The following is a 26,614-nucleotide window of genomic DNA, read 5'->3' on the forward strand; positions in this document are numbered from 1 at the left end:
ACCTTGGGTGTCTGTGAACCCGATGCGCCCGGCTTATGGCCGGGCGTCGCTGTTTTTATCGCCAACCTGCCGCCGCCTCCAATGACTCAATCCGCTGATCCGACGACTGTTGTCCCGACCCCTGAGGCTTCACGGCCACCGCGTACCGCTGCCATGCGTTTCATCATGATCACGGTGCTGATCGACATGATCGCCATTGGCTTGATCGTGCCGGTGTTGCCTTTGATCGTGAGTCGGTTCACCGCCGATCCGAGTGAGCAGGCGATGTGGTACGGCGTGGTGGCCTTCGCCTTCAGCTTGGCCAACTTCTTTGGCGCGCCGCTCTTGGGGGCGTTGTCGGACCGCTATGGTCGCCGCCCCGTGCTGCTTTTGGGGTTTTGTGGTTTGGCGATCAATTTCTTTGCCACCGCTTTGGCCGAGCAAATCTGGGTGCTGATCGTGGTGCGGATGTTTGGCGGCGCCTTGCAAGCCAACGCTGCCGTGGCCAACGCCTATGTGGCCGATATCTCCACGCCGGCTGAGCGCGCCAAGCGTTTCGGCATGTTGGGTGCCATGTTCGGCATCGGTTTCATCATTGGGCCGGTTTTGGGCGGTTTACTCGGTGGCATTGACCTACGTCTGCCCTTTGTGGCTGCGGGTGTACTGGCTTTGCTGAACTTGGCCTACGGCTACTTCGTCTTGCCGGAATCCCTCTCGCCCGATCATCGCCGCCCCCTCACCCTGGCTTCGGCCAACCCAGTGCTGTCGCTGCGCCGCTTGGGTCGTCTGGAAGGCGTGGGCTCCTTGGTGCTGGTGATGGCGCTCAGCAACTTGGCGCAGTTCGTCATGTACACCACGTGGGTGCTCTACACCACCTTCAAGTTTGGCTGGGGGCCGGTTGAGAACGGCTGGTCGATGTTTGCTGTCGGCATCGCGGCGGCCATCGTCCAAGGCTACTTGCTGGGTCGGCTGCTCAAGCGCTGGGAAGCCCGCAAGATGGCGGTGATCGGCCTGATCTCCAGCTCTCTAGGCTACTTGGCTTGGGGTTTGGCCCCGGCAGGCTGGGTGATGTACGCCGTGATTGCGCTTAACTTGCTGGGCTTTACGGTCACAGCGGCGATGCAAAGCATCGTCTCCAACGCGGCCAATGCCAAAGAACAAGGTCAGACCATGGGTGCCGTGGCCTCGCTCACCAGCTTGATGGCGGTGATCGGTCCGGTACTGGGTGCACCGCTGATGGGTGCGGTCTCGCATCTGCCCCGTGACGACTGGCGCGTGGGCGCACCGTTCTACTTTTGCGCGGCGTTGCAACTGGTCTCGATGATCGTTGCCACGCGCCATTTCCGCCGTCATCCTGCTGCCCCCAAGGCGGCCTGAAGAATCTGCCATGCAACACGACAAGATCCTCATCCTCGACTTCGGTTCGCAAGTCACTCAGCTGATCGCCCGGCGCGTGCGCGAGGCGCACGTCTACTGCGAGATCCATCCAAACGACGTGTCTGACGACTTCATCAAGTCGTTCGCGCCCAAGGGCATCATCCTGAGCGGCAGCCACGCCTCGACCTACGAAGACCACCAGCTGCGTGCGCCACAAGCGGTGTGGGATGCGGGTGTGCCGGTGCTCGGCATTTGCTACGGTATGCAGACCATGGCGGTGCAGCTTGGTGGCACGGTGAGCTGGAGCGATCAGCGCGAATTCGGCTACGCCGAAGTCCGCGCCCACGGCCACACGAAGCTGCTGGAAGGCATCCAAGACTTCGGCACGCCCGAAGGTCACGGCATGCTCAAAGTGTGGATGAGCCACGGCGACAAGGTCACCACCTTGCCGCCGGGCTTCAAGCTGATGGCCTCGACGCCGAGTTGCCCGATTGCCGGGATGGCGCATGAAGATAAGGGCTACTACGCCGTCCAGTTCCACCCCGAGGTAACGCACACCGTGCAGGGGGCCGCCCTGCTGACGCGCTTTGTGCGCGACATCGCCGGCTGCCGTGGCGACTGGATCATGGGTGACTACATCGCTGAGGCCGTGGCCAAGATCCGCGAGCAAGTGGGCGACGAGGAGGTGATCCTCGGCCTGTCGGGGGGGGTCGATTCATCGGTGGCTGCGGCGTTGATTCACCGCGCCATCGGCGACCAACTGACCTGCGTGTTTGTCGATCATGGCCTGCTGCGTCTCAACGAAGGTGCGATGGTGATGGACATGTTCGCCGGTCGGCTGCATGCCAAGGTTGTGCACGTGCAGGCCGTCGAGCAGTTCATGGGCCACCTGAAGGGCGTCACCGACCCCGAACAAAAGCGCAAGATCATCGGCCGCGAGTTCGTCGAGGTCTTCAAGGCCGAAGCCGCCAAGCTCAAAGCTTCGGGCCAAGGCCACAAAGGGGCGACCTTCCTGGCCCAAGGCACGATCTATCCGGACGTGGTGGAGTCGGGCGGCACCGCCAGCAAGAAGGCCACCATCAAGAGCCACCACAACGTGGGTGGCTTGCCCGAAAAACTCGGTCTGAAGTTGTTGGAGCCCTTGCGCGAACTCTTCAAAGACGAAGTGCGCGAGCTGGGCGTCGCACTCGGCCTGCCGCACGAGATGGTCTATCGCCACCCGTTCCCGGGTCCGGGCTTGGGCGTGCGCATCTTGGGTGAGGTGCGGGCCGACTTTGCCAGCTTGCTGCAACGCGCCGATCACATCTTCATCGAAGAGCTGCGCGCCACGATCGACCCGGCCACGGGCAAGAGCTGGTACGACCTGACCTCCCAAGCGTTCACGGTGTTCCTGCCGGTCAAGAGCGTGGGCGTGATGGGCGACGGTCGGACCTACGATTACGTCGTGGCCCTGCGCGCCGTGCAGACCAGCGACTTCATGACCGCTGACTGGGCCGAGCTGCCGTACAGCCTGCTCAAGAAGGTCTCCAGCCGCATCATCAACGAGGTGCGCGGCATCAACCGCGTGACCTACGACGTGTCGAGCAAGCCGCCTGCCACCATTGAGTGGGAATAAGTCTTTCGACCGAGCTTTCTTCATACGTTCAACACCATGAAACACGCTGGGTGGGTGCGTTGGTTGGTGTGGTGGCCCAAGGCCTTGCTTTGGCGGCTTCTTGTGCCAGCGATCCTGTTGATTCTCTTTGCCGGCAGTGTGCGTACTTGGCAAGTGATGCAAGAGGAGCGTCAACAGGCCATCACGGCCCAGAACGATTTACTGGATCGACTGGGTGCCATGCTGGTGCAGTCGATGGCGGTGCAGGTGGCCATGGGCCAGAGCGACACCTTGTCGTTGCTGGCCCAGCCTGTGGTGCAGATGAACGGTATGGCCGCTGTGCATTGGCAATGGACCCGCCCCAATGGTGAGGTGGTTGAACAATCGATTCAACACGCTGACGCAACGACGGTGGTGCGGCAACACGTTTCGCCGTCGATGCCGCCCGGAGCCGTTGCCACTGCGCCCAGATGGTTTCCGGGGCTGATCCATCTGTCGGGGTTGAGCCGTCAATTTCCGATGGTCTGGCAGGGGCGGACCTACGGCCAGTTGGTTTTACACACCGACCCCACCCCTTGGATTGATTTCGCATGGTTGCGGGTCTCCATCCAAGCTCGCATGGTTGTGGTGGTGATTGCGGTGCTCAGCACCCTGTTGGCGTTGCTGTTACGCAGCTCCTTGCGGAGTTTGGCGCAGTTGGGTCAGGCCGCGCAATCGTTGCAAGCCGGGCAGGTGGGGGCTCGGGTGGAGGTGGCCGGGTGCCAAGAAATTCGCCAAGCTGGCGAAGCGTTCAACAGCATGGCGGAACAAACGGAGCAATTGGTGGGGCGTCTGCGGCGGGCCCGCTCCGAGCTTTTTCAAGAAAAAGAACGCCTCGAAATCACCTTGGCGTCGATTGCCGAAGCGGTGATCGCCACCGACGCCAAAGCGCAGGTTTGCTTCATCAACCCCGTGGCCGAAGCCCTGCTGGGACGCACCCGCGAGGAAGTGCTGGGTCAACCATTGCGGCTGGTCATGCCGGTCGTGAGCCACAACACCCGCGCTTCGGTGGCTGACCCGATGGCGTTGGCCCTGACAACCGCCAAAGTGGTGAAACTGGCCGAACACAGTCGCTTGCTGGGTCATGGGCGTGTCGAACGCATCATCGAAGGCTCCGTCGCCCCGGTTCACGATGGTGCGGGCCACGTGGTGGGGGGCGTGGTGGTTTTCCGCGATGTCACCGAGCGGGTGGCGATGCAGCAGCGCATGGCTTGGCAGATGGGGCATGACGCTCTGACGGATCTGCCCAATCGCTGGCTGATTCATGACCGGCTTGAACAAGGGGTGGCTCAAGCGCGCCGTGATCGAAGCATGCTGGCGGTTTGTTTTGTGGATCTGGATGGGTTCAAAGCCATCAATGACCAGCATGGACATGACGTTGGTGATGAGGTGTTGGTCATCGTGGCCCAGCGACTCAAGGCGGCGGTCCGAAGCACTGATTCCGTGGGGCGTCTTGGTGGCGATGAATTTGTGCTGCTTCTGGGGTCGTTGTCCTCCACCGATGAGCTGGATCAGATCCTGACCCGCTTGATCACCGCCATGGCCGAACCTTGTCTGACCGAAAAAGCCACGCATCGTCTGGGCGCGAGCGTGGGGGTGGCCCTGCTACCGGATGAACCGTGCGAGCCCGACACTTTGTTGCGCCATGCCGATCAGGCGATGTACCGCGCCAAGGCTTTGGGCGGTCATCAATACCGGATCTTTGAGGATCAAGATGATCAGGAAACCCCGGTGCAACTACAGCGCCTTGAGCGTCTAGCCCAAGCCCTGCATGACGGTGAGTTTCGCTTGCTGTTTCAGCCCAAGGTGCATTTGGGCGGTGGCGTGATGACGGGCGTCGAGGCCCTGTTGCGTTGGCAGCATCCCGAAGAGGGGCTGTTGTTGCCGCTCGAATTTCTGCCTTTGGTGCAGCAGCATGTCTTGGATGAGCAAATCACCCAGTGGGTGATCGAGGAAGTGATCGCGCAGCAGCAACGTTGGATGGCGCAAGGGCATGCTTGGCCGATCAGCTTCAACATGTCGTGCGATTCATTGTTTGCCCCAGCCACCTTGACATGCTTGAAGGACCGCTTGGAAGCGGCCCCGGATGTGCCGCCCGCCATGCTGGAAATCGAATTGCTTGAGTCCGGTGCGCAAAATGATTTGCATCGCTTGGGCTCACTCATCACGCGCTATCAAGCGCTCGGCATCAAGGTGGCGCTGGGGAATTTTGGTCCGGGAGCGTCGTCACCGTTGCATCTCAAGAGGTTGCCCGCTGACACCGTCAAGATCGATCCGAGCTTCATTCACAGCATGGCCGACGATCCTGCTGATTTGGCGCTGGTGGAGTCCTTGATCTCCATGGTTCGCATCTTTGGCCGGCAGATCATTGCCGAGGGCATTGGTACCCCAGAACAGGGGTTGCTTTTGATGCGGCTGGGATGCCATCACGGTCAAGGCCATGCCATTGCACGGCCCATGTCAGCCGAGGCCATTCCGGTGTGGGCTCAGACCTACCAAGGTGAGGATAGTTGGCGTCTTTGGGCCGATGTGACGTGGAATGTCAACGACTTCCCGCTCTTGATGGCCCAACAAGATCACATCCATTGGGTGCAGCAAATTGTCTCGGCCACCCAAGGTGTGCCGCTGCGGTTAACCGTGCAAGAGGTGTGTGATCACACCCGCTGTCGATTTGGCCAGTGGTATTACGGCGATGGTTTGCAGCGCTACAGCCAATTGCACGCCTTCAAGGCCATCGAGAACGTCCATGCGGAGATCCATCGCGTGGGTTTGGAGGTCCTGCAACTTAATGCGGATGGTCAGACCGAAGCGGCCCAGCAACAGGCCAAGGTTCTTTTGGGGATGCGCGATGTGGTGATCAGCCACTTGGTGGATTTGCATCGCGCCGTGGCGGTGGCTGCCGTTCCCCATCCCCATCCCCATGCTGATGCACGGGGGGGGGTGAGTACGCCAACCTCCGAGGCTTGGCATGCCACGGTGTTTGATGCCGTCAGTTTGGAACTATGACGATGGACGAATCTTGGATGGCCCAGGCCTTGGACCAAGCCCTCAACGCCCGCTTGACAGGCGAAGTGCCCGTTGGCGCGGTCATCGTGCGACACACCGAGAATGGTCCGCAGCTCATCGCCACGGGCTACAACCGGCCCATCACCACCCACGACCCCACGGCACACGCTGAAATCATCGCCCTGCGCCATGCGGCCGCGTTGATGGAGAACTATCGCTTGCCCGACTGCGAGCTCTACGTGACGCTGGAGCCCTGCGCCATGTGCGCCACCGCCATGCTGCACGCCCGCCTCAAGCGCGTGGTCTACGCTGCGCCCGATCCCAAAACCGGCGCGGCCGGTTCGGTGCTCAACCTTTTCGAGGTCAAGGCGCTGAACCACCAAACCGAGATCGAAGGCGGTGTCTTGGCCGATCAGTCGGCCAAACTGCTGCGCGAATTCTTTGCCGAACGCCGCGCCCAGAAAAAACAAGCCCGCCAGATGTTGGACCTCCCCGAACCCGCTGTGAGGGCGGTCGAGGCGGTGGAAGAAGCATCGATCCCGGTCGCCCACGGTGTGGAAGTGTGGGCCGACGAGATCGATCCCATGATCTAGCTCAGCGTGCGCAGCTTTGGAGCTGTTCGCGTTCTTCTGCGCTCAAGTTCATCTTGTGACGCGGTGAGCATGAGCGGCGGCAGCCACCGCCGGGGCCACGAAAGCCGCCGAAGAGGATTTTGCTCAAGGCCAGCACGCCCAAGGCTTGGAGGTAGCTGATCTCATGCGCGCTGGTGAAAAGACTCGGCACCAGCCAGTTCCAAAGTGACATCACCACATAGCCCATGGCGGCGATGCCGAGCAGGACCATGACAGCGATCTTGGCGAAACGGGTGGCGCAATTGGGTTTGCAGTTCATGAAAGTTCTCCTAAAGACGGCGAAAAACGGTTACTCGAAAAAAGCGTCATGGATGGGCTGAAGCCGCTTGCGCAAAGCCAGCACCGCATAGCGTTTACGCGCCAGCAAGGTGTTGGTGCTCAAGCCCTGTTCTTGGGCCATGGCCTCAAAGCTGCGACCTTCAATCTCGTGAGCGATGAAGACCGCTCGTTGCTCTTCGGGCAGTTCGGCCAGCGCGGCGCTGATGTGTTCGAGCAGCACCTTGCGGGCATAAAGCGCCTCGGGGCCGTCCTCGGGCGAGGGCAGCACGTCCTCCAACCAGGGCTCGTCGGCATCGGAGGTATCCGAGGCCTCGGTGTTGGATGTCGCGCTGCGCAGCGGCTCTTCGCGCTTTTTGCGAAAGCGATCGATGATCCGATGCCGCGCCACCCGAAACAGCCAAGCCCCGGCTTGTTCAATCGGCTCGGGCAGACGCCAAGCCTGCGTGAACTCGAAGAACACGTCTTGCAAGATGTCCTCCGCGTCGCTCGCATCACGCACCTGACCTCGGATGAAGCTGCGCAGCCGACCTCGTTCTTGCGACAGGGTGGCTGTGAGGCGTTGTTCCTTATCGGCCAAAGCCATCGGCATCACCAGCAGCGTCGGTTGGGAGGAAAGAGTGGCATCCATACTTGTGTAGACGGATGCCGCGCGGACATATTGTGGTCAGGGCCTTTTTATTTTTGACGACGATTCGCCAGCGCCTGACTCAACTCGATCACGGCCATGGTGTAGTAGGCCGACCAGTTGTAGCGCGAGATCGCCCAGAAATTGCTGGTGCCGGCCACGAAGTCGGGCGGCAGCTCGGTGCCGTTGCGCAGCATGACCAAGGCGAGCAGTTCGGGATACTCCTGCCCGGCTTGGTCGAGTTGGGCGCCGAGGTTGGTGAACTGATAGGCGCTGAAGCTCGGCTGGATGTCGGGGCCGAGCAAGGTGGCCAGCGCGGTGTCGCTCTTGGGGGGGCTGACGGCGAAGTGGGTGGGCACGCCGCGTTGCCAACCGCTGGCGTGCAAATAAGCCGCCACGCTGCCGATGACATCGGTGGTGTCGTTGAGCAGATCGATGCGCCCGTCGTCGTTGAAGTCCACGGCGTAGTTCAGCCAAGTGCCGGGCATGAACTGCGCCAGACCCATGGCCCCGGCGTAGGAGCCGCGTGCGCTGAGCGGATCAAGGTGATCGCGTTTGCACAGCACCAAGAATTGCTCCAGCTCGCTGCGGAAAAAACCGGAGCGGTCGCTGCGGCCCGTGGGGAAGTTGAAGCTCAGCGTGGCCAGGGTGTCGAGGATGCGGAAGTTGCCGGTGTTGCGGCCATAGATGGTTTCGATACCGATGATGGCCGCCACCACTTCAGCGGGCACGCCGTAGCGGTCTTCGGCACGCTGCAAGGCTTGGGCGTGGGTCTTCAAAAAGCGCCGGCCTTCTTGCTGACGCAGTGGGTCCATGAAGCGCGCCCGGTAGACCATCCAGTTCTTCGCGCTGGGGGTGGCGGCCGGCATGATGAGTCGCTCGACGATGGGCAGGCGGCGGGCGTCTTGCAAGACGTTCTCCACCCAAACCCGGTCAAGCTCGGGATGACGCTCGCTGACTTGGCGCGCAAAAGCCAGCACGGCTTCGCTGCGGCCATAAGCCACAGAGGCCTCAGTGGGTTGGGTGGCATGCCCACCCTTGTGTGCTGCGGTGTGGGCCTTTTTCTTGGCGTGGGCGTTCGAAACCGGGAGGGTCGTCAAGACGCAGGCCAAGCCAAGCAGCGCGGCGCCGACGCTGGTTGGGGTGTGTGGTTTGAAAAACATGCGCCATTGTCCCTGTCATGGGGCGGTTGTTGATCGGGTCGCGGCGCTTTCGGGTATCGTCGCGGCCGCCCTTGATTCCATGGAGCCTTTCATGTTGACCCTTGATGAACCGCTTTTGCTGCGCACCCAAGATGCCCGGGGCGTGCTGACCCTGACCTTGAACCGCCCGCAAGCTTTCAACGCTTTGTCCGAGGCGCTGCTTGAGGCCTTGCAACGCGAGTGGGCCGCCATTGCCGAAGATGAGAGCGTGCGCTGCGTCATCTTGGCGGGTGCGGGCAAAGCTTTTTGCGCGGGTCACGATTTGGTCGAGATGCGCGCCGAGCCCTCGATGGACGCTTACCGCGCGCTCTTTGGTCAATGCGGCCAAGTCATGCAGGCCATCGCCCGCTTGCCGGTGCCGGTGATTGCGCGGGTGCACGGGGTGGCGACCGCTGCGGGTTGCCAGTTGGTGGCGGCGTGTGACATGGCGGTGGCTTCCAGCAAGGCGCGCTTTGCGGTCAGCGGTGTCAATTTGGGCCTGTTTTGCTCGACGCCCGCCGTGGCCTTGTCGCGCAACATCGGTCGCAAAGCGGCCTTTGAGATGCTCACAACCGGTGAATTCATCAGCGCCGAGCAAGCGCTCGACAAGGGCTTGATCAACCGTGTGGCCGAGCCCGAGGCTCTGGACGCCGAGATCGAGCGGCTGGTGAGCGTCTTGCTGACCAAGCCGCGTGTCGCTTTGGCCTGGGGCAAGGATTTGTTTTATCGCCAGCTGGAAATGGGCGTGGCCGCAGCCTACCAAGCCGCCACCCAAACGATGGCGTGCAACATGATGGAAGACGCCACTTTGGAAGGCGTGCAAGCCTTCATCGAGAAAAGGAAGCCTTCATGGTGAACACAGCAGGCAACACCAGAAACGTCTGGCCGGAGTTGCGGGTGGGCGAGGGCTGGGACACCCACGCTTTGGTGCCGGGGCGTGCCTTGGTGCTGGGCGGGGTGACGATTCCCTTTGAGCGCGGTTTGCTGGGGCATTCGGACGCCGACGCTTTGTTGCACGCCTTGACCGATGCCCTTTTGGGGGCGGCGGGTTTGGGGGATATCGGCGCGCATTTTCCCGACACCGATGCGCGCTTCAAGGGCGCGGATTCGACCGTGCTGTTGGCCGAGGCGCTACGCAGCGTGCGCGCCTTGGGCTGGGGGGTCATGAACGTGGACAGCACCGTGGTGGCGCAGCAGCCGCGCATGGCACAGCACGTGCCCGCCATGAAGGCCCGGATCGCTGAGGTGTTGGGGATCGAGGTGGGGCGCATCAACATCAAGGCCAAAACCGCCGAGCGCATGGGGCCGGTCGGGCGCGGCGAAGCCATCGAGACCCGCGCGGTGTGCATGTTGGTGCGTGAGTGGGTGCGTGAATCTGCGCCCCTTCATGCCACCCCTAAGCCAGCGCGGGTGCGCCTTCAAGCTGAGGACTTTGATCTCTCGACCGAAGTGGCGGCCTTGCGTGCCGAAGATGGCCACGTCGGTGCGGTGGTGAGCTTTGTCGGCACGGTGCGCGGCGAGCCGGGCTCGACGCTCACGCTGGAGCATTACCCCGGCATGACTGAGCGCAGCATCGAGACCTTGATCGATCAAGCCATCCAGCGCTTTGGCTTGCACGCTGCCCGGGTGATCCACCGCATCGGCCCCTTGGGCGCGCAGGAACAGATCGTTTGGGTGGGCGCAGCGGCGGCGCATCGCGGAGCGGCCTTCCAAGGCTGCGAGTACTTGATGGACTATCTCAAAACCCAAGCGCCGTTTTGGAAGCAAGAAACCGCTGCCGACGGCAGCACCCATTGGGTCGATGCCCGCGTGAGTGATGACGACGCCTTGAAGCGCTGGGCGGTCTCTGGGGATGCTTGGTGATGCTTCAGCGCTTGCAGATCAAGAACCTGACGGTGTATCAATCGGCCGATTTGCACTTTGGCCGGCACTTGAACGTCTTTGTGGGTGAAAACGGCGCCGGCAAATCGCATCTGCTCAAGATCGCCTACACCTACTTGGCGCTGAGCGCCGCCGAAGGGCGCAAGCCCCAAGCAGGCGGGCTGGCCAGCGCACCGACCAAGAGCGCCTTGCAAAGCAAGGTGGCCGAAAAATTGGTCAAAGTGTTTCGGCCTGAATCACTTGGGCGGTTGGCGCGGCGGCAGCCGGGGCGGCAACGCTGCGACATTGCGCTGTCGTTTTCTGAGCCGCAGTACGACCTGAGCTTCAGTTTTGCCACCCAAAGCACCACCGAAGTGACGGTCAACCAAGCGCCCAGTGCTTGGCTCGATGCCTCGCCGGCCTACTTGCCGACGCGCGAGCTGCTGACGATCTTTCCCAACTTCGTGTCTTTCTACGAAGGCCACTACTTGGAGTTTGAGGAAACTTGGCGCGACACCTGCGTGCTGCTGGGCGCGCCGCTCAAGCAAGGGGTGAAGGAAAAGCGCATCCGTGAGCTGTTGGCCCCCATCGAAGACGCCATGCAAGGCTCGATCGAGCTGGACCGCAACGGCCGCTTTTATCTGCGCAACGCCCGGGGCCGGATGGAAATGCCGCTGGTGGCCGAGGGCCTGCGCAAGCTCGGCATGCTGTCGCGGCTGATCGCCACCGGGGCTTTGCTCGACAAGGGTGCGCTCTTTTGGGACGAGCCCGAGGCCAATCTGAACCCAAAGCTGATTCGGCGCGTGGCCAAAAGCATCGTCGATCTGAGCGCCAACGGCATCCAAGTGTTCATCGCCTCGCACAGCCTTTTTCTGCTGCACGAGATTGAAGCTCTGTTGACGCACGACGCTCACAAGGCGGTGGATGCGCGTTTTTTTGGCCTGCACCGCACCGAAGCGGGCGGGGTTGAGATTTACCAGGGCCGCAGTTCCGCCGACATGGGTCCCAGCAGCAGCGCATCGAGCGTGGATGCGGCGACAATTCGCGCCTGGCTCGCCTCGGAAGACGGCGCAGCCCCCCAATCTCTTTTTTGATGGTCTTCTTGCCGTGAAATACATCAGCACCCGTGCCTCTTCGACCGAACCGACCGAACCCCGCGTTTTGCGGGGCTTTTCTGACATCTTGCTTGAAGGCTTGGCGCCGGACGGTGGGTTGTACCTGCCCGTGGCCTACCCCAAGGTTTCGGCTGAAACCCTGAACGCTTGGCGCTCGCTGAGCTACGCCGAGCTGGCCTTTGAGATCCTCTCGCTCTACATCGACGACATCCCGCCGGCTGATCTGCGCGCTTTGGTCGAAAAGACCTACACCGCCGAGGTGTTTGGGGGTCACGCCGCCATCACGCCGCTCACACCGCTGGCGCCGAACTTGATGCTCGAAGGCTTGTCCAACGGCCCGACTTTGGCCTTCAAGGACATGGCCATGCAGTTGCTTGGCAACTTGTTCGAGTACGAACTGGGCCGTCGGGGCGAGACGCTCAACATCTTGGGCGCCACCTCGGGCGACACCGGCAGTGCGGCCGAGTACGCTATGCGCGGCAAGCACAACGTGCGTGTTTTCATGCTCTCGCCCTTGGGCCGCATGAGTGCTTTCCAGCAAGCGCAGATGTTCAGCTTGCAAGACGAGAACATCCACAACCTCTCGGTTGAAGGCGTGTTTGACGACTGCCAAGACATCGTCAAGGCGGTGTCGAACGATCTGGATTTCAAGCGCAAGTACCGCATCGGCACGGTCAACTCGATCAATTGGGCCCGGCTCTTGGCGCAGGTGGTGTACTACTTCGCGGGCTATATTCAAGCGACCCAAACCAACAACAACCAGCAGGTGAGCTTTGCGGTGCCTTCGGGCAACTTTGGCAACGTCTGCGCCGGCCATGTGGCGCGCATGATGGGCTTGCCGATCAAGCATTTGGTGGTGGCGACCAACGAGAACAACGTGCTCGAAGAGTTCTTCCGTACCGGCAGCTACCGCGTGCGTTCAAGTGCCGAGACCTTCGAAACCTCCAGCCCCTCGATGGACATCAGCAAGGCCTCGAATTTCGAGCGCTTTGTCTTTGACCTGCTGGGCCGTGACGGTGATCGCACCCAAGCTTTGTTTGGTCGCGCCTTGGCCCAAGAAGGCGCTTTCACGCTCACGGCGGACGAGTTCGCCAAGATCGCTGACTACGGCTTCCAGTCGGGTCGCAGCACCCACGCCGACCGTCTGGCTACCATCCGCACCACCTTTGAGCAGTTCGGCGTGCTGATCGACACCCACACCGCCGACGGCCTCAAAGTGGCCCAAGAGCTGCGCGAAGCTGACGTGCCGATGCTGGTGCTGGAAACTGCCTTGCCCGCCAAGTTCGAAGCCACCATCGCCGAAGCGCTTGGCCCCGATGTCAAAGCACCGCGCCCGGCAGCATTGGCTGATTTGGAATCGCGCCCCAAGCGCTTTCAAGTCATGCCCGCCGACACCGCCACAGTGCAGCGCTACATCGTTGACCACGCCCCCGTCTGAGCCGATCTGAACTGCGACCTGAACATGCGCAACAACGCCCCCTTGCAAAACCTGGACGACGCCTTAGCTCAGTTGTTGGCCGCCGTTCAACCCCTGGCGCAAACCGAATCGGTGCCCACCGCCCAAGCCTTGGGCCGGGTGTTGGCGGTCGATGTGATCGCCGCGCTCGATGTCCCTCCCGGTGACAACAGCGCCATGGACGGCTACGCCATGCGGGCTGCGGATGTCCCTGTGCCCGGCACGGTGCTGCCCATCAGCCAGCGCATCCCTGCTGGGGTGGTGGGCCAGCCGTTGCAAGCGGGCACGGCGGCCCGGATCTTTACCGGCGCACAGATTCCCACTGGCGCGGACGCGGTGGTGATGCAAGAGGAGTGCGAGGCTTTGGCCGAGGCTGACGGTGCGGGCTCTGTGCGCGTCCAGATCAAGCCGATGCATGGCTTGTCGATCCGTCGTCGGGGCGAAGATGTGGCACGGGGCAGTGCGGTGCTCAAGCAAGGCACCCGGCTCACGCCAGCTGCGTTGGGCTTGGCGGCTTCGGTCGGTGCGGCCCTGCTGGGCGTGACGCGCCGTCCGCGCGTGGCGCTGTTTTCGACCGGCGATGAGCTGGTCATGCCGGGTGAAGTGGCCCCCGAGGACATGCCCCCCGGTGCGATCTACAACGCCAACCGCTACACCTTGTCTGGCTTGCTGCAAGCCTTGGGCTGCGAGGTGACCGATCTTGGTTTGGTGCCCGATCAGCTCGAAGCCACCCGCGCCGCTTTGCGTGTGGCGGCCGAGGGGCACGATCTGATCCTCACTTCCGGCGGTGTTTCGGTCGGTGAAGAAGACCATCTGCGCCCTGCCGTGCAGGCCGAAGGCCGCTTGGATCTGTGGCAAATCGCCATGAAGCCGGGCAAGCCGCTGGCTTTTGGCGTGATTGGCGGGGGGGCGGGCAGCACATGGTTCATCGGCTTGCCGGGCAATCCGGTCTCCAGTTTGGTGACGTTTTTGCTGCTGGTGCGCCCGGTGCTGTTGCGCCTGCAAGGCGTGCCGGTGGCGCTGCTGGGCATGCCGCGCGGCTTGCCGCTGCGGTCGGCCTTTCGGCGCACCAAAGCCGATTCGCGGCGCGAGTTTGTGCGGGCGCGGCTCGATGCCGAAGGCCATGTGACGGTCTATCCCAATCAAAGCTCTGGCGTGCTGACCTCGATGGTCTGGGCCGACGGTTTGGTGGATATTCCCGCTGGCACGCTCGTTGAGCCGGGCCAGACGGTGTCCTTCATCCCGATGAGTTTTCTGCAATAACAACAAGCCCCCGATCAAGAGCCGATCATGCAAGTTCAGTTGATGTATTTCGCCTCGCTACGCGAGGCCCTCGGTGCTACCGAAACCGTTGAAGTCTCCCCAGGCACCACCGTTGGTCAGCTGCGCGACCAACTCATCGCCCTGGGCGAACCCCACACCACCGCCCTGAGCCGCGAACACACCGTCCGCGCTGCCCTCAACCAAACCCTCTGCCCCGAAGCCGCCGAAATCTCCGACGGCGCCGAAGTCGCATTTTTCCCGCCGGTGACCGGGGGGTAAAATCCCCCGGCCTTGCAGGAATTAGGGCAGGTTTTGCCAGATGACCCAGTTCATGCCCAGGGTGGTGAGGTTCACGGTGGGGGTGGCGGCGGTGGAGTTGCCGGTGACGTCGGACACTGACAGTTGGGCCACGGGGGTGATGGTGGCTTGGGTGAAGCTGCCTTGGACGGCTTCGGTGAATTGGAGTTCGATCACCGTGGTGCCGTCGCTTTGGATGCCCAGATGAGTCAGACCGTCCTTGCTCGTGCCAGTGCTGTTCACGGCGGTGGTGTAGCCCAAGGCCCCGGCACCGCTGAAGGCGGCCAAGTTGGTCGGGTCCACCGTGGCACCTTCAGCGTATTGCACCAGCATCACCGCCACCGACGGTGTGGTGCCTGTGACGGAGGTGAACAGCTCGGCAGCGTTGCTCCATGGGGCCAAGACCGGGGCGGTGGTGTCGAGTGTGACGTTGAACGGCACAGCTGCTGAGCAGTGCGTGACGTTGGCGGCCGCGTCAAACGCCGATTCACGCACCAAGAGGTGGTAGGTTTGATCGACTGTCAACATGCTTGGGCCGGTGGGCAACCACGTGGTGCCGCCGTCGGCGCTGTATTCCACAACGCTGGTCAGGCCTGCTGGGTTTTGCGGTGCTGAGAAGGTCAGGGCGGCGTTGTTGGTGACGAAATCTCCCATCAAACCGGCATCGGTGAAACTGATGCTGGGTAGCAAGGGGAAGGTGGTATCGACCACCGCCACGTTGTTGGCGTCCATCACCACGGCATTGGTGGCCGCATTGATGGTGTAGCCCGCTGCCAAGTCAAAGGTGAAGGGCGTATCGGGCGAAACATTGCCTGCGGCGTCAATCTGATGCACCAAAAGGTTGTTGGTGCCGACCACGGGGACGAAGGCGTTGATGTTTTTCCACGTCGCACCGTTATCCGTGCTGCTCATGAAGACGGCGCCGGCCTCGGTTGAGTTGGCGAAGATCTGGCCGATGTAGGACGTGGTGACGTTGAGTGGCGTGATCGCACCCAACGCCGTTTCTGTCACCAAACCCACGGTGGGGGCGTTGGCACCCGTATCCAGCGTGATCGGCAGGTTGGTGACCGCCGAGACATTGCCCAGCAGATCGGTCTGGGTGAAGGCCACGGTGTAGCTGACTTGGTGGGTCAGCGGGTCCACCGCCGGAGCGGTGTAGGTGCCGGTCCACGGCAAGTTGGTTTGTGGGGCGCCCAAGGCATCAAGCACCGCTGCGCCGGTTGCGTCCAGCACCGAGTAGCTCAAGGTGGCCCCGGCCTCGGTGACGCTGGCCGTGATGGTGGCCACGTTGGTGATGTGATCGACGCTGTAGTGCGCGGTGGCGGCACCAGGAACGAGTAGCGGATCCGGGGTGGAGTCGGTACTCAGTTGGGCCACGGGGGCCGTGGTGCTGTTATCGAGCACCAAGGTCAGGCTGGCGTCCTTGCCGCCAGGCACCAGTTGATTCAAGCCGTTGCCGGCGGCGTCGATCTGCACCACATCGACCGTGATGCTGCTACCGCTAGCGATCTTGTTGGTGGCGATGGTGGCGGGCAAAGTGGCCAGATTGGACGTCCAGCTGACGCCACCGTCGATCGAGTAAGCGAAGGTGGAGGCGTGCGGATCAAGGCCGCTGGTGACGCTGATTGCGCCGGTGCTGGAGGTTAGCGTCCCGCCGATCAGGGTCGAAGTGAGGGGGTCCGCCGCGAGGGTGATGGCTGGTTTGGTGGTGTCGAGGATGAAGTCGTAGCCGCCGGTTGCCACCGTGTTGCCTGCTGAGGTCGCCATGTTGCCGACCAGATCGGTCTGGCGCACGTAGAAGTTGTAGGCACCATCACCGTGAAGCAGCCCGGCCAGCCCAGTTCCTTGGACCCACGTGCTGCCATCAAGGCTGTACTCAATGATGCTGCCCGCCTCAACGCCAGACTGCGGGCTGAACATCGGGTTGGTGGTGATGCGGTCGCTGAAGGTGGCGATGTTGTAGGTGTCGCCGGTGTCGTTGACCAGCGCCACCCCCGGCACCACGGTTTGGGTGTCGAAAGTGAAATTCAGGCTCAGCAGCGAGGTTTGACCGTCGTTGCCCGCTTGGTCCACCTGCCAGAAATTGGCCGTATAGGCCCCGTTCGGCAAGGCCAGTGCCGGGTCGGTCAGGGCCATTGTCATGGACGTGGCCCCGGCGGGCGGCACCATGCTGCCCATCACCACCGGGTTGCCGTTGGCCAAACCTGTGAGCGGATCGACGGGGGTGAAGGCGTAGTAGATCTGCGCCACATGCGCGTCAAAGTTGCCCAAGCTGATCTGGCCCAGCAGGCCCACATGGTCAAAGGCGGTCAGATTGTCTTTGATCGGCGCTTTGGTGCCGTCTAGGCTGACCGCACCGGTGAGGGTGCTGATTTGGGTATCGAGCGTGTAGCTGCCGGTGGATATCGCGCTAACGTTGCCCGCGGCGTCGGTTTGCTGCACGGTGATCGTGTAGGTGCCGTCATTGACGCCGGGGACGTTGGTGGCAATCGGGTTGATGATCGCAGCCGAACCCGTGGCGGTATCGATCAGCGCCACCGGCATCAAGGTGGTTGGCACCACCACGGCACCCGTCAGGCTGTTGGTGATGGTGTAGCTGACATCGGCCCCAGCTTCGAGGTTTGAGAAAGTCAGGTCACTGATGTTGGTGATGGCATTGGCGTCGGTGCCAAAAGTGGCGGTAAGCGCCGGATAAGTGCCGGTGTAGCCCGTCATGGCCGAGTCGATCGTGACGGCCACGGCCGGCGTCAAGGCCACGGTGTCGTGGGTGAAGGTGAACTTGCTGGTGGTGCCGTTGGCCAAGGTGCTGTTGCCAGCCTTGTCGATCTGATCAAGCGAAACGGTATAGCTGCTGTTGCCCAGACCCAAGGTCGAGCCCACCAAGGTGTGGCTGGTGGCCCCCACAGCGGGCACAAAGCTGCCGCTGAGGGTGGGGTACGGCAAGTTGGTGGCCGGGTCAAGCAACACCGTGCCAAATTTGTCGGTCACGGTGAAGGTGTAGTTCACCACGTCCACATGTGGATCAAAGCCGGTGATGACGATGTCTGCAATCTGCGAAATCCCATCAGCCTTCCCGTTGGGTGCTTGGATGTTGGTGGTGTCGGTGACCAAGGCCGCGCTCAGGGTCGAGATTTGGGTGTCGAGCACCATCGGTAGGGCTTGGGACTGCTGATTGCCGGCCAAATCAGTCTGGGTCACGGTGATGGTGTAGGCCCCATCGGGCGAGACCAGCGTGTTGATGGCCGAGAAGATGTTGGCCGTGTTGTTGGCATTGACCGGCACAGTGTTGTTGGCCACGCCCACCACGGTGCCCAAGCTATTGGTGACGGTGAAGTCCACCACCACACCCGGCTTGAGGTTGGCGACCAGCAAATCACTCATGTTGCTGATGCCGTCCAAAGCGGTGGCGGGGTTGGCCGGGTTGCCGGTGTCGCTGATCAAGGTCACGGTCGGCAGCGCCAAGGTGGTGTCAAGCGTGAAGGCGGCGGTGACTGGCGCGGCGGTGTTGCCCGCCTTGTCGGTTTGAAAGACGCTGACTGTGTAGACGCCGTCACCGAAGGTGGGTGCGGGGATGGTGGCGGTGAACTGCCCCGGATTGAGCGGGTCCGCTGTCGCGACCGCTGCCACCGTGAGGGCCGGTTGCGCCACGCCATTCAAGCTGTAGGTGTAGCTCAGGCTGGCAAGGTTCGGGTCCACGTTACTGAGCGTGATACCGCCGTTGTTGGTCAGGCCGTCGGTGGCGGCGTTGCCGTTCGGGTTGTTGAGCGGGTTGCTGCTATCAAGCGTCAGCGCAGCACCCATCACCGTGGTGACCGTGTCTTGAATGAAGCTGGCTTGTGCGTCCATGGAGGGCGCACCCGTCTGCGGGTCGAGCGAATGGATCAAGACGGTGTAGGTGCCATCACCTGCTGTGGCGATGGGCAGGGTGCCGCCGGCCATGGGCAGGCCCACCACTTTGATCCACGTGGTGCCGCCGTTGAGGCTGTATTCGTAGTCGGTGCTGCCTGCCACACCGGGGGTGACGCCGATGGTGGCGGTTTGGGTCACTGCGGTGGGGGTATCGACCGAGCCCGTGTCTGTCACGGCCAAAACCGGGGCTGCATTGGCGCTGGTGAGCGTGAAGTGCAGCGCCGGTACGAGCGGATCGACGGCGGACACGTTGCCGGCGACGTCGGTCTGGCGGACCCAAACATCGTTGGGCCCCATCACGGCCGTGAAGGTGGTGGACCACGTCAAGCTGCCATTGACCAAGGTGCCGTATTCAACGTTGGCCCCAGCTTCGGCCTGGACCGCCAAGCCACTGAGCGGATCGACCAGCTTGAGCGTGCCCACCGAGCTGATGTTGTCGTTGGGGAACGCGCCGTTGTCGTTGACCAAAGCCAAGCCCAAGGTCGCCACTTGGGTGTCAAGGGTGAAGCTCATCGGAGCCGATGCGGTGGCGTTGCCGGCCACATCGGTTTGCGTCACAACCACCGTGTGCGGGCCATCGGCCAGCGCGCCACCTGCCGCGTTGGTGGGGGTGAACGTACCGTTGGGCGTACCGTTGGGGCTTAGGCTGACCAGAAGGGGTGTGCTGCCGTCGATGCTGTAGCTCAGGCTGGCTTGGGCTTCGATGGCGCCCACGGCAATGGCGGCTTGGGATGTGATCCCATCCCCCGTGGCGCCGGTATCACTGTTGAGCGCTGCGGTCGGTGTTGCCGGGGCAACGCTATCGAAGGTGAAGCTCAGGCTGGGTGAGCCGAGCACCACGGGGCTGACGTTGCCGGCGGCGTCGGTCTGACGCACATAGATGTTGTTCAAACCTTGCACCGCGCTGGGCGGTGTGGTGCCCCACGTGGTGCCATCGATGCTGTATTCGACCGTGCTGCCCGCTTCCATGCCGCTGGCGGCATAGGTGCCGATACGGGTGATGCCATCGGTGCTGCTGGCACCCGTGTCGCTGGTCAAGCTGAGTACGGGGGCCAAGGCAACGTTGTCAAAGACGAACGGTGTCAACGCCGCCGATGGGGCTGAGAGGTTGCCGACAGCGTCGGTCAAGGTGGCGCTGGCGGTATAGCTGTTGCCGTTGAGACGCAAAGCGCTGCTGATGTCGATGAGGATCGGCGTGACCATGTTGGTCACCTCGGCAGCGGTGACGGTGTGGCTGAACACGGTGTCGATGTTGGCCGTCACGTCATGCACGGTGAGTGCGATGCTGTCACCCGTTTGGGCATCGGCGGGTAGGTTCAGGCCCAGGGTGGTCGTCTGGTTGGCAGCGTTGTACAGGGCTGTGCCCAAGCTGGGGGATCCGGCAAAGTTATCCAGCGTGTAGCTCAGCGAGGCGCTGGGCGAGATGTTGCCAGCGGCGTCCAGCTGGCGAGCTTCGACCGTGTAGTTCTGCGGACCGGTGCTTTGGGTGGATGCACTGGGCATCGGAGCGTTGGCCGACCATGCACTGAAGCTGCCCGTGGCTGGGTCGGTGATGCGGTACTCGACGCGGGTCGCATCAGCGTCCGGGGTGATCGCTGCCAGCGTGGCGTTCGGGGTCACGCCGCCTGCGGCCACAGCGTTGGCCAGATGCAGCACCGGTGCAGCAACCGGTGCGGTGGTGTCCGGGGTGATCGATGTGCTGGCAACCACCGGCATGCTGGTGGTGTTGCCTGCGGCGTCGGTGTAGCTCACTTGGGCGGTGTAAGTGCCATCGACCAAGCTGGGTGACGTGTAGGTGTAGCTGGTGCCGGTGGCTGTTGTGCTGAGGGTCGGCGTGAGGCCCGCAACCCCTTGGCCGTTGCTCAGCAGTTGCACCTGAATCAGGTTGGCCAAAGCGTCAGCAGGGATGTTGTTCAGGTTGACGACGATGTCGCTTTGGTTGTTGCCCACCTTGGTCGAACTCAGGCTCAGATCCGTGGGTGCTGCGCTGGGTGCTTGGTTGTCGTAGGTGGCAAAGGTGTTGCTCGGCAGGGTGGATAGGCCATTGCTCGGATCGGTGTAGCGCACGCTCACATCGACGCGGGTGTTGGGCGTCCACGTCGGGGCGGTGGTGCTCCACGTCTGGCCGCCGTTGGTGCTGTATTCGGTGATGCTGAAGCTGCTCGGCATGGCCGGGTCCGGTGTGAGCGTCAGCACGGGCACCACGTTGGTGATGTGGTCAACCAAGAGGGGGTCGCCGATGGGGGTGCCTGCCGGTGCGGTGTCGGTGTAGCTGATCGACGGGCCGTTGATGCCTTGAAGTTGGTAGCTGGTGGTGGCACTGGCGGTGTTTCCCGCCGCATCCGTCACGACCACATGCACGCTATAGGTGCCATTGCTGGTGGGGGTGGGAATGGTGTACGTGGCACCGCTGGCGGCCGCAGTCGTCAAGTCGGTCAGCACACCGGTGGGCGCGCCTTGGTAGATCTCGTACTGCACATGCGCGCCGGTTTCCACACCCTTCAGATCGATGGCGCCGTTGACCACGGTGCTGCCGTTGATGGCGTTGGCCGTGCCCGTCTGGAGCATGGCTGGCACGGAGGTGAGCGTGTCAAAGGTGAACTGAGCCGTGGTTGCGGCCCCGGAAACATTCAAGGCCGCATCGGTCAGGGTGGTGGCAGCGGTGTAGCTGGTGCCATTCACCAGCACAGGGGTCAGATCGACGCTGGTGGTGAATGTGCTCAGGTCTTGGGCGGTGACCTGATGGGTCACTTGGCGATCCGCCAGGGCCCCTGAGACGTCGTGCACCGTGACGGTCAGGGTGTCCCCCACCTTGGCATCGGTGGGCAGGGCGATGTTGACACTGGTTGTCTTGGCGGCGGGGTCGTAGCCGGGGACGGGACCGATGGTCGGGTTGCCGACCAAGGTGTCGAAGGTTTTGGCCGTGGCCGAGTTGTAGGTGGACGGATTGCCCGCCAAATCGGTGTAAATCACCTGGGTGGTGTAGGCCCCATCCGGCACGTTGGAGAAGGTGTAGGACTGCGTGGTCAAGCCCGTACCGCTGAGCTGGTGGGTGTAGGTGTTGGCCGGGTTGTTGCTGTCGATCAGCGTGACGGTGATGTTGACGGCATCAGCCGGGATGCTTGACAGCTGCACGCTGACTTGGCTGCCGGTGCCCAAGCTGGCCTTGACCGCGTTCACCGTGACCGTGCTCGCGGTCGGGGCGGTGGGTGGGAGGGTGTCGGTTGGGGCCGGTTGTGAGTTGCTGCTCCCACTGGCGACGGCGGCCACAGCCACGGCGCCCAATGCGACGCCACCGAGGCCCAGCGTGCTCCACTTGTTCCCCGATGTGTTGTGAGGTGGGGTGGTTGCGTGGCTGGTTTTGGCCGTGGCGTCTGTGGATGCTGTGGATGCGCTGGCCACTTGGCTCGACCCGATGCCGTCATCGCTGACCGAGAGCACGGTCGATGGGTCTGTGGTTCCGGGCATGCCTGGCATGGCCGAGAACATCGGAGGATCTTTGGGCGGATTGGCCAAGCCCGCAGCGTCAAGGTCGGTGATGAGGTCATCGTCAGACGTGTCGTCCCCTGCGCTGAGGAGCTGATCTTGGGCGTCGTTGGGATGTCTGAGATGCCGTGGTCCCCCTTCAGCAACCGGTCCGAACCCCTTGGGCTGCTCGACAGCGGGACGTGTTGTCCGGATCGCTGGAGTCGTGGCCAGGGTGTTGCTGTTGGCTTGAGACTGTTCGGCGATGTGCTTATTCATGGAGTCGGTACTTTCTTAGACAGGTGAACCCTGTGATCCCCCAATCTAAAAAGTTCCGAGTCACCATGAAGTTAAGAAATGCGCACAAATGGAACTCTTCCTTTCGGACATGCCCGAAAGAACACCTTTTGTGCCTATTTATAACGGTCAGTGTTGTATTTCAGTCAGCGCTTGCTGGCAAAGCGCATCAGCCGGGTCGAGACGCCACGCAGTTTGGGAAAACGGTCGGCACCTTTGTCAATCAGGCTCAGATCTTTGGCGCTCCAGACCCGCAGCACCAAGGTCAGTAATGGGTACAGCACCAAGAAGACAAACCCTTCCACCACTGAAGAGCGCAAGGTGCCAAGACCCGTCATGTAGCCTGCCATCAACGACACCAGCATGGCCAGCACCCCCGCCAAGTTCATGCCCACCATGGCCATGATCGGCAGGTGCATGCCCAGCAAACGGCGCACCGCAATCACCACGAACACATACACCAACAAGGTCGAAACGGCATGGGCGGTGATGGCCCCGCTCAGGCCATAGGACGGCACCAACCAAAGCGCAAAGAAGGCACTCAGGCTGACCGACACGACGGCTTCGAAGACACGGATGCGTTGGTTATCGGTGATGGAGAGCACCGCACCCAAAGCACTGTGGCTCAGGGTGAGGCCTTTGACGATCACCATCACTTGGAGCAAAAAGGCTGCCGGGGCGAAGCGCTCGCCGTACATCAGCTCAATGGCTGGCCCGGCCCAGAAAAAGCCCAAGCCCGCCAGCAAGGTGCCGAGAAAGTGGAAATAGCGCACGGCGTCCGCTGTCATGCGTGCGACACGGGTGATGCCGTCGCTGCCCCAAGCATTGGCCAGCGCCGGCATCAAGACGGTGGTCAGGCCGATGGAGAGCATTTCCACCCCGCCTCGGGTCAACGCCGCTGCAATGGTGAAAAAGCCCACCGCTTCGGCCCCCACTAGGGCATTGAGCAAAAAGGTTTCGATGGCCTTGTTGCTGAAGGCCCAGACCAAGGTGGAAAGAATGGTCCAGAGCAAGTGGGGTTTGACCCGCGACAAAAGGTCAGCATCAGGGCGCTGGTTGTTGTGCTGGATGCCGGCGCGTTTGAGCTGCGAGCGGGCGATCATGGGGTGTGCCACGCTGATGCCCACAAAGAGCAGCAAGTAGATGTTCAGATCGCTGCCAATCAAGAACATCGTCACCACCGCGATCAAGTTGGTCACGCTCATCCACGTCATCGACATCGCTTCGATGCCAAACAGACCGTAGCCCTTGGCGGTCGAGACGCTGAACAGATACCAAGCCTTGGCGATGGATGCGGTCAGGGCCAAGGCACCGAAGAACACGAGATCGTTTTCCCAACCCGAGGGTTGGACGAAGGGCAGCACCAAGAGAAACAGTACCGCCACCAGCAAGGTATTGCTGACTTGGCGCCGTCGGAACCAACCGTGCAGCTTGGCCGCTGAGCCTTGGTCATTGCGCCCCAAGCTTTCAGAGATGAAGCGAATGGCCGAGATGTTGAGCCCGTTGTTCATCAAAAGCACCAGCACCCCCGACAGCCAGACCATGTAGGCGTAGCGCCCATAGTCAGCGGGGCCGAGATGGCGGGCGATGAGGGTGTTGATGATCAACCCGGCCGCGTAGGCCAAGTAGGTTGATCCGGTCATCAGCAGCGCGGAGCGGAGCAGCGACTTGGCACCAAAGGAAGAGGTCATTGGGCGACGCTGGGTTGTTGGTACTTGGCCACACGCAGCATACGCGCGCCCATGCGCAGCGGGGTGCGCTCGATGGCCACAAATCGGGGTAATTCAAACAAATCTTGACTGGCGTTGGCGATACCGTAGGCCGTGCTGACCGCCGCTTCGTAGCCCGCTTGGCGCACAAGCTGTGCTTGGGCCTTGGTGTAGTCGCGATTGGGTTTGCCGTTTGGAAAGGCGAAGGTGCGCGGCGTTTCGCCCGTCAAATCGCGCAAATAGGCTCGGTTGGCTTCGATCTCGTGTCGTGCTTGGACGTCATCAAGCAAAGCAAGAATAGGGTGATTGACGGTGTGACCACCGATGTCGATGCCTTGGCGATGCAGCGCTTGCACATGCTCGGGTCGCATCATCAAGTCGTCTGGCAGGGGGCTGTCGGCCAAGTCTTGCAGGCGACGGCAGCTTTCTGCCCGTTCTTCGGGCTTCTGATATTTGATGTTTTGCGTCAAGGGACCCATCAGGGCGCGCCGACTGGCCAAGTCACCCACGGGATGAATCCCCATGCCAGCAAAGCGCAGATCCACGGTACCGCTGGGCAAGCGGCGCACGGCTTCGACCACGGTGTCGTTGAAGATCCGTCCATCACCCAAAAAGCCGGAGGCCACGAAGACCGTGGCACGGATGTTGTGTGAACGCAGCAAGGGCATCGCCACATCGTGGTTATCGCGATAGCCGTCGTCGAAGGTCAAGCACATGGCCCGCGGCGGCAGGCGGTTTTCACGCATCATCTGCACGGCTTCGGGCAGGGGGAGCACGTTGAAACTCTGGGCAAAGAGGGCCAGTTGCATGTTGACCCAAGCCGCATCGGGCACTTCGGGTTGCAGGGGGTCCGGTTGGGCCAACACGCGGTGGTACATCAGGATGGGCAACCCCGGCTTCTTGTCACCACCGGGATAACGCACGCCAGCGGCCATGCGCAACAAGTGCTGAAAAAGTCCCACCATGATCCAAAGCCTTTGCTGTTGTGTTGCAAGTTGCGCGGGCTGCATCGTAGCGAGAGAAAGGTCACCCCCCTGATTCAGGTGTGTACCAGGGTGTGACCAAAGTACTGTCTCAGCGTGCGCTGTTGATATAGGCCGACAGATTGAGCAAATCTTGGGCACTCAGTGTGCTTGCAAAACCACTGTGAGCCCCTTTGGTCATGGCGGCGGTGATGCCACTCAAGGTGGCGGCTTTGGTCACGTTATTCACGTTTGCAGCGACGTTGGTGGTGTGGCAGGCAAAGCACAAGCCATTGAACTTGGTTTGTCCGGCGGTGATGTCACCCGTGGCCGGTGCAGGGGCCGGTGCAGGGGCAGGAGCAGGAGCAGGAGCAGGAGCAGGAGCAGGAGCAGGAGCAGGAGCAGGAGCAGGAGCAGGAGCCGGTGGCGGCACAGGAACCGGTGGCGGCACAGGAACCGGTGCTGGTGCTGGTGCGGGGGCCGGTGTCGGTGTCGGGGCGGGAGAAGGCGCCGGTGCCGGGCTTACGTCCGAGCTGCTGGCTTGCCATGTGCCGCTATTTTGACGACCGGGGCCGGTGAACGTGCCTGAGAGCTGGCCGGTGCTGCTGTCGCGCTGGCCCGTCAGATGCAGTTTCATGCCGTGGCCGTTCAGTTGGAGGTCCAGCGTGCCATCGGCGTTGATGATCCCCGAGACGCTGAGTGTTCCGGAGCGATTGGAGTCGGATCGTGCTTGTTGTCTCAAGGCTGTATCGAGTTTGGCTTGATAGTCCTCGGTGATCTGGCGGAAAGCTTGCCGAAAATCCTGCACGGCAGCCCGTGGATCGGTGGCACTGCGCCACTGGTCCACCAGATCATTCACGGCTTGACGATAGTCTTGGCGGATGTGTTGCGCTGATACGGTCGAGCCAGTTGATGGAGGGAGTGACTGTGTCGTTGGGACCGGCACCATGCGTCCTTCGACTTCGGTGCTGCCATCTTCAAGGCTTTCGCCCTTGAGCATCAACGTGCCGCTGTAGGTTTGTCCCGACATCACACCGCTGGTGATCTGAGCGTTCCAACTGAACTGTTGGGTGCTCCAAGCCACCGCTTGGGAGCTCGGGGTTGTCGTGGTCGTCGCAGGGCTTAGCGCAGGTAGGTGGATGGACAGCCCCTGCTTGGTGTCACTCACGGTCAAAGCCGTCGAGGCTGTTGCGCTGGGGGCTGACGAGGTGGCATTCTCCGATCCGCCACCGCAGGCGCTCATCATGGCGAGGGTCAGAGCGAGGGTACCGAGCTTGAACGATTGGAGGGTCAGCGTCTTGGTCATGTCGAACTCCTGGAGGTGGAAGAGATTGCGTGGAGCGGACATTAACGACGGGCCGTGCATCGTGGACGATTTCACGGCCTCCCTTACCGCCGTAACAACTCAAGGGTTTGTCCTGACTGCACGTGACGTAACAGAACAACACGACGCTGTCATTTAAGTGTAGGGCTGTGGTATTTACCCGGGCGACGTGGGTTGAGGCAGGTTTTTTCGAGATGACCAAGCCTGAGACAATCCCGCCCCATGACTTCGCAGATCACCATGTC

General features: G+C 62.1%; 17 protein-coding genes and 1 pseudogene. 11 read left to right on the top strand and 7 right to left on the bottom strand.

Annotated features, from left to right (window positions below; translation table 11 throughout):
* Nucleotides 1–153: 153 nt before the first annotated feature.
* From AB3X39_RS08775 to tadA, 4 genes are read left to right on the top strand one after another with little or no spacing between them, the layout of a single operon-like run.
* Nucleotides 154–1,356 carry an MFS transporter gene (locus AB3X39_RS08775; protein WP_369416982.1) on the top strand — a complete coding sequence of 401 codons (1,203 nt, stop codon included), beginning with the start codon at nt 154–156 and terminating at the stop codon, nt 1,354–1,356.
* 10 nt (nt 1,357–1,366) lie between these two features.
* Nucleotides 1,367–2,971, top strand: coding sequence for a glutamine-hydrolyzing GMP synthase (gene guaA / locus AB3X39_RS08780; RefSeq protein WP_369416983.1), 1,605 nt, complete (start codon nt 1,367–1,369; stop codon nt 2,969–2,971).
* A 36-nt stretch (nt 2,972–3,007) separates the two neighbouring features.
* Nucleotides 3,008–5,995 carry an EAL domain-containing protein gene (locus AB3X39_RS08785; RefSeq protein WP_369416984.1) on the top strand — a complete coding sequence of 996 codons (2,988 nt, stop codon included), beginning with the start codon at nt 3,008–3,010 and terminating at the stop codon, nt 5,993–5,995.
* Between the two features lie 2 nt (nt 5,996–5,997).
* Complete coding sequence (gene tadA / locus AB3X39_RS08790; protein ID WP_369416985.1) at nt 5,998–6,588, top strand: tRNA adenosine(34) deaminase TadA; 591 nt, start codon at nt 5,998–6,000, stop codon at nt 6,586–6,588.
* A gap of 1 nt (nt 6,589) precedes the next feature.
* Here the strand turns inward: tadA and AB3X39_RS08795 are convergent, their stop codons facing one another.
* The 3 genes from AB3X39_RS08795 to mltB form a co-directional block, all read right to left on the bottom strand.
* Entirely contained in the window at nt 6,590–6,886 is a 297-nt protein-coding gene (locus AB3X39_RS08795; RefSeq protein ID WP_369416986.1) for a hypothetical protein, read from the bottom strand.
* A gap of 30 nt (nt 6,887–6,916) precedes the next feature.
* The gene (locus AB3X39_RS08800) at nt 6,917–7,489 is read right to left on the bottom strand and encodes an RNA polymerase sigma factor (protein WP_407069222.1); all 573 of its coding nucleotides are present in this window, start codon (nt 7,487–7,489) and stop codon (nt 6,917–6,919) included.
* A 92-nt stretch (nt 7,490–7,581) separates the two neighbouring features.
* A complete protein-coding gene (gene mltB, locus AB3X39_RS08805; RefSeq protein WP_369416988.1) occupies nt 7,582–8,694 on the bottom strand; it encodes a lytic murein transglycosylase B in 1,113 nt (370 codons plus the stop codon).
* Between the two features lie 91 nt (nt 8,695–8,785).
* Here mltB and AB3X39_RS08810 point away from each other — a divergent pair, with 91 nt between their 5' ends.
* The 7 genes and pseudogenes from AB3X39_RS08810 to moaD all read left to right on the top strand — a co-directional run bounded on the left by AB3X39_RS08810 (nt 8,786) and on the right by moaD (nt 14,685).
* Nucleotides 8,786–9,568, top strand: coding sequence for an enoyl-CoA hydratase (locus tag AB3X39_RS08810; RefSeq protein WP_369416989.1), 783 nt, complete (start codon nt 8,786–8,788; stop codon nt 9,566–9,568).
* Nucleotides 9,562–10,071 (top strand): annotated as a pseudogene (gene ispF, locus AB3X39_RS08815) (2-C-methyl-D-erythritol 2,4-cyclodiphosphate synthase); the annotation flags it as partial. The gene AB3X39_RS08810 and the pseudogene ispF, both read left to right, overlap by 7 nt.
* Nucleotides 10,060–10,575 (top strand): molybdenum cofactor biosynthesis protein MoaE, encoded by a 516-nt coding sequence (locus AB3X39_RS08820; protein WP_369417021.1) that lies wholly within the window; start codon nt 10,060–10,062, stop codon nt 10,573–10,575. The pseudogene ispF and the gene AB3X39_RS08820, both read left to right, overlap by 12 nt.
* Entirely contained in the window at nt 10,575–11,666 is a 1,092-nt protein-coding gene (locus AB3X39_RS08825; RefSeq protein WP_369416990.1) for an AAA family ATPase, read from the top strand. Before AB3X39_RS08820 ends, AB3X39_RS08825 begins: the two co-directional genes overlap by 1 nt.
* Nucleotides 11,667–11,679: 13 nt before the next feature.
* Nucleotides 11,680–13,125: a threonine synthase gene (thrC, locus tag AB3X39_RS08830; RefSeq protein ID WP_369416991.1), complete on the top strand. Its 1,446-nt coding sequence runs from the start codon at nt 11,680–11,682 to the stop codon at nt 13,123–13,125.
* Nucleotides 13,126–13,149: 24 nt separating this feature from the next.
* The gene (locus AB3X39_RS08835; RefSeq protein ID WP_369416992.1) at nt 13,150–14,406 is read left to right on the top strand and encodes a molybdopterin molybdotransferase MoeA; all 1,257 of its coding nucleotides are present in this window, start codon (nt 13,150–13,152) and stop codon (nt 14,404–14,406) included.
* 27 nt (nt 14,407–14,433) lie between these two features.
* Entirely contained in the window at nt 14,434–14,685 is a 252-nt protein-coding gene (gene moaD / locus AB3X39_RS08840; RefSeq protein ID WP_369416993.1) for a molybdopterin converting factor subunit 1, read from the top strand.
* A 21-nt stretch (nt 14,686–14,706) separates the two neighbouring features.
* Here moaD and AB3X39_RS08845 read toward each other — a convergent pair whose 3' ends face one another.
* From AB3X39_RS08845 to AB3X39_RS08860, 4 genes are all read right to left on the bottom strand, one after another.
* Nucleotides 14,707–22,356 carry a beta strand repeat-containing protein gene (locus AB3X39_RS08845; protein ID WP_369416994.1) on the bottom strand — a complete coding sequence of 2,550 codons (7,650 nt, stop codon included), beginning with the start codon at nt 22,354–22,356 and terminating at the stop codon, nt 14,707–14,709.
* Between the two features lie 164 nt (nt 22,357–22,520).
* Nucleotides 22,521–24,065, bottom strand: coding sequence for a lipopolysaccharide biosynthesis protein (locus AB3X39_RS08850; protein WP_369416995.1), 1,545 nt, complete (start codon nt 24,063–24,065; stop codon nt 22,521–22,523).
* On the bottom strand, nt 24,062–25,048 hold the full coding sequence (locus tag AB3X39_RS08855; RefSeq protein ID WP_369416996.1) for a polysaccharide deacetylase family protein: 987 nt from the start codon (nt 25,046–25,048) through the stop codon (nt 24,062–24,064). The genes AB3X39_RS08850 and AB3X39_RS08855 overlap by 4 nt, the downstream gene beginning before the upstream one ends.
* A gap of 109 nt (nt 25,049–25,157) precedes the next feature.
* Nucleotides 25,158–26,351, bottom strand: a complete 1,194-nt coding sequence (locus tag AB3X39_RS08860; protein ID WP_369416997.1) for a c-type cytochrome — start codon at nt 26,349–26,351, stop codon at nt 25,158–25,160.
* Nucleotides 26,352–26,614 lie beyond the last annotated feature (263 nt).

Source organism: Leptothrix ochracea, assembly GCF_041083635.1.
Lineage (GTDB): Bacteria > Pseudomonadota > Gammaproteobacteria > Burkholderiales > Burkholderiaceae_C > Sphaerotilus > Sphaerotilus ochraceus.

Excerpts from the sequence above, each read along its gene's own strand:
- AB3X39_RS08775 (WP_369416982.1), top strand. The coding sequence starts at position 154 with ATGCGTTTCATCATGATCACGGTGCTGATCGACATGATCGCCATTGGC.
- guaA (WP_369416983.1), top strand. The coding sequence starts at position 1,367 with ATGCAACACGACAAGATCCTCATCCTCGACTTCGGTTCGCAAGTCACT.
- AB3X39_RS08785 (WP_369416984.1), top strand. The coding sequence starts at position 3,008 with ATGAAACACGCTGGGTGGGTGCGTTGGTTGGTGTGGTGGCCCAAGGCC.
- tadA (WP_369416985.1), top strand. The coding sequence starts at position 5,998 with ATGGACGAATCTTGGATGGCCCAGGCCTTGGACCAAGCCCTCAACGCC.
- AB3X39_RS08795 (WP_369416986.1), bottom strand. The coding sequence starts at position 6,886 with ATGAACTGCAAACCCAATTGCGCCACCCGTTTCGCCAAGATCGCTGTC.
- AB3X39_RS08800 (WP_407069222.1), bottom strand. The coding sequence starts at position 7,489 with ATGGCTTTGGCCGATAAGGAACAACGCCTCACAGCCACCCTGTCGCAA.
- mltB (WP_369416988.1), bottom strand. The coding sequence starts at position 8,694 with ATGTTTTTCAAACCACACACCCCAACCAGCGTCGGCGCCGCGCTGCTT.
- AB3X39_RS08810 (WP_369416989.1), top strand. The coding sequence starts at position 8,786 with ATGTTGACCCTTGATGAACCGCTTTTGCTGCGCACCCAAGATGCCCGG.
- AB3X39_RS08820 (WP_369417021.1), top strand. The coding sequence starts at position 10,060 with ATGTTGGTGCGTGAGTGGGTGCGTGAATCTGCGCCCCTTCATGCCACC.
- AB3X39_RS08825 (WP_369416990.1), top strand. The coding sequence starts at position 10,575 with ATGCTTCAGCGCTTGCAGATCAAGAACCTGACGGTGTATCAATCGGCC.
- AB3X39_RS08835 (WP_369416992.1), top strand. The coding sequence starts at position 13,150 with ATGCGCAACAACGCCCCCTTGCAAAACCTGGACGACGCCTTAGCTCAG.
- moaD (WP_369416993.1), top strand. The coding sequence starts at position 14,434 with ATGCAAGTTCAGTTGATGTATTTCGCCTCGCTACGCGAGGCCCTCGGT.
- AB3X39_RS08845 (WP_369416994.1), bottom strand. The coding sequence starts at position 22,356 with ATGAATAAGCACATCGCCGAACAGTCTCAAGCCAACAGCAACACCCTG.
- AB3X39_RS08850 (WP_369416995.1), bottom strand. The coding sequence starts at position 24,065 with ATGACCTCTTCCTTTGGTGCCAAGTCGCTGCTCCGCTCCGCGCTGCTG.
- AB3X39_RS08855 (WP_369416996.1), bottom strand. The coding sequence starts at position 25,048 with ATGGTGGGACTTTTTCAGCACTTGTTGCGCATGGCCGCTGGCGTGCGT.
- AB3X39_RS08860 (WP_369416997.1), bottom strand. The coding sequence starts at position 26,351 with ATGACCAAGACGCTGACCCTCCAATCGTTCAAGCTCGGTACCCTCGCT.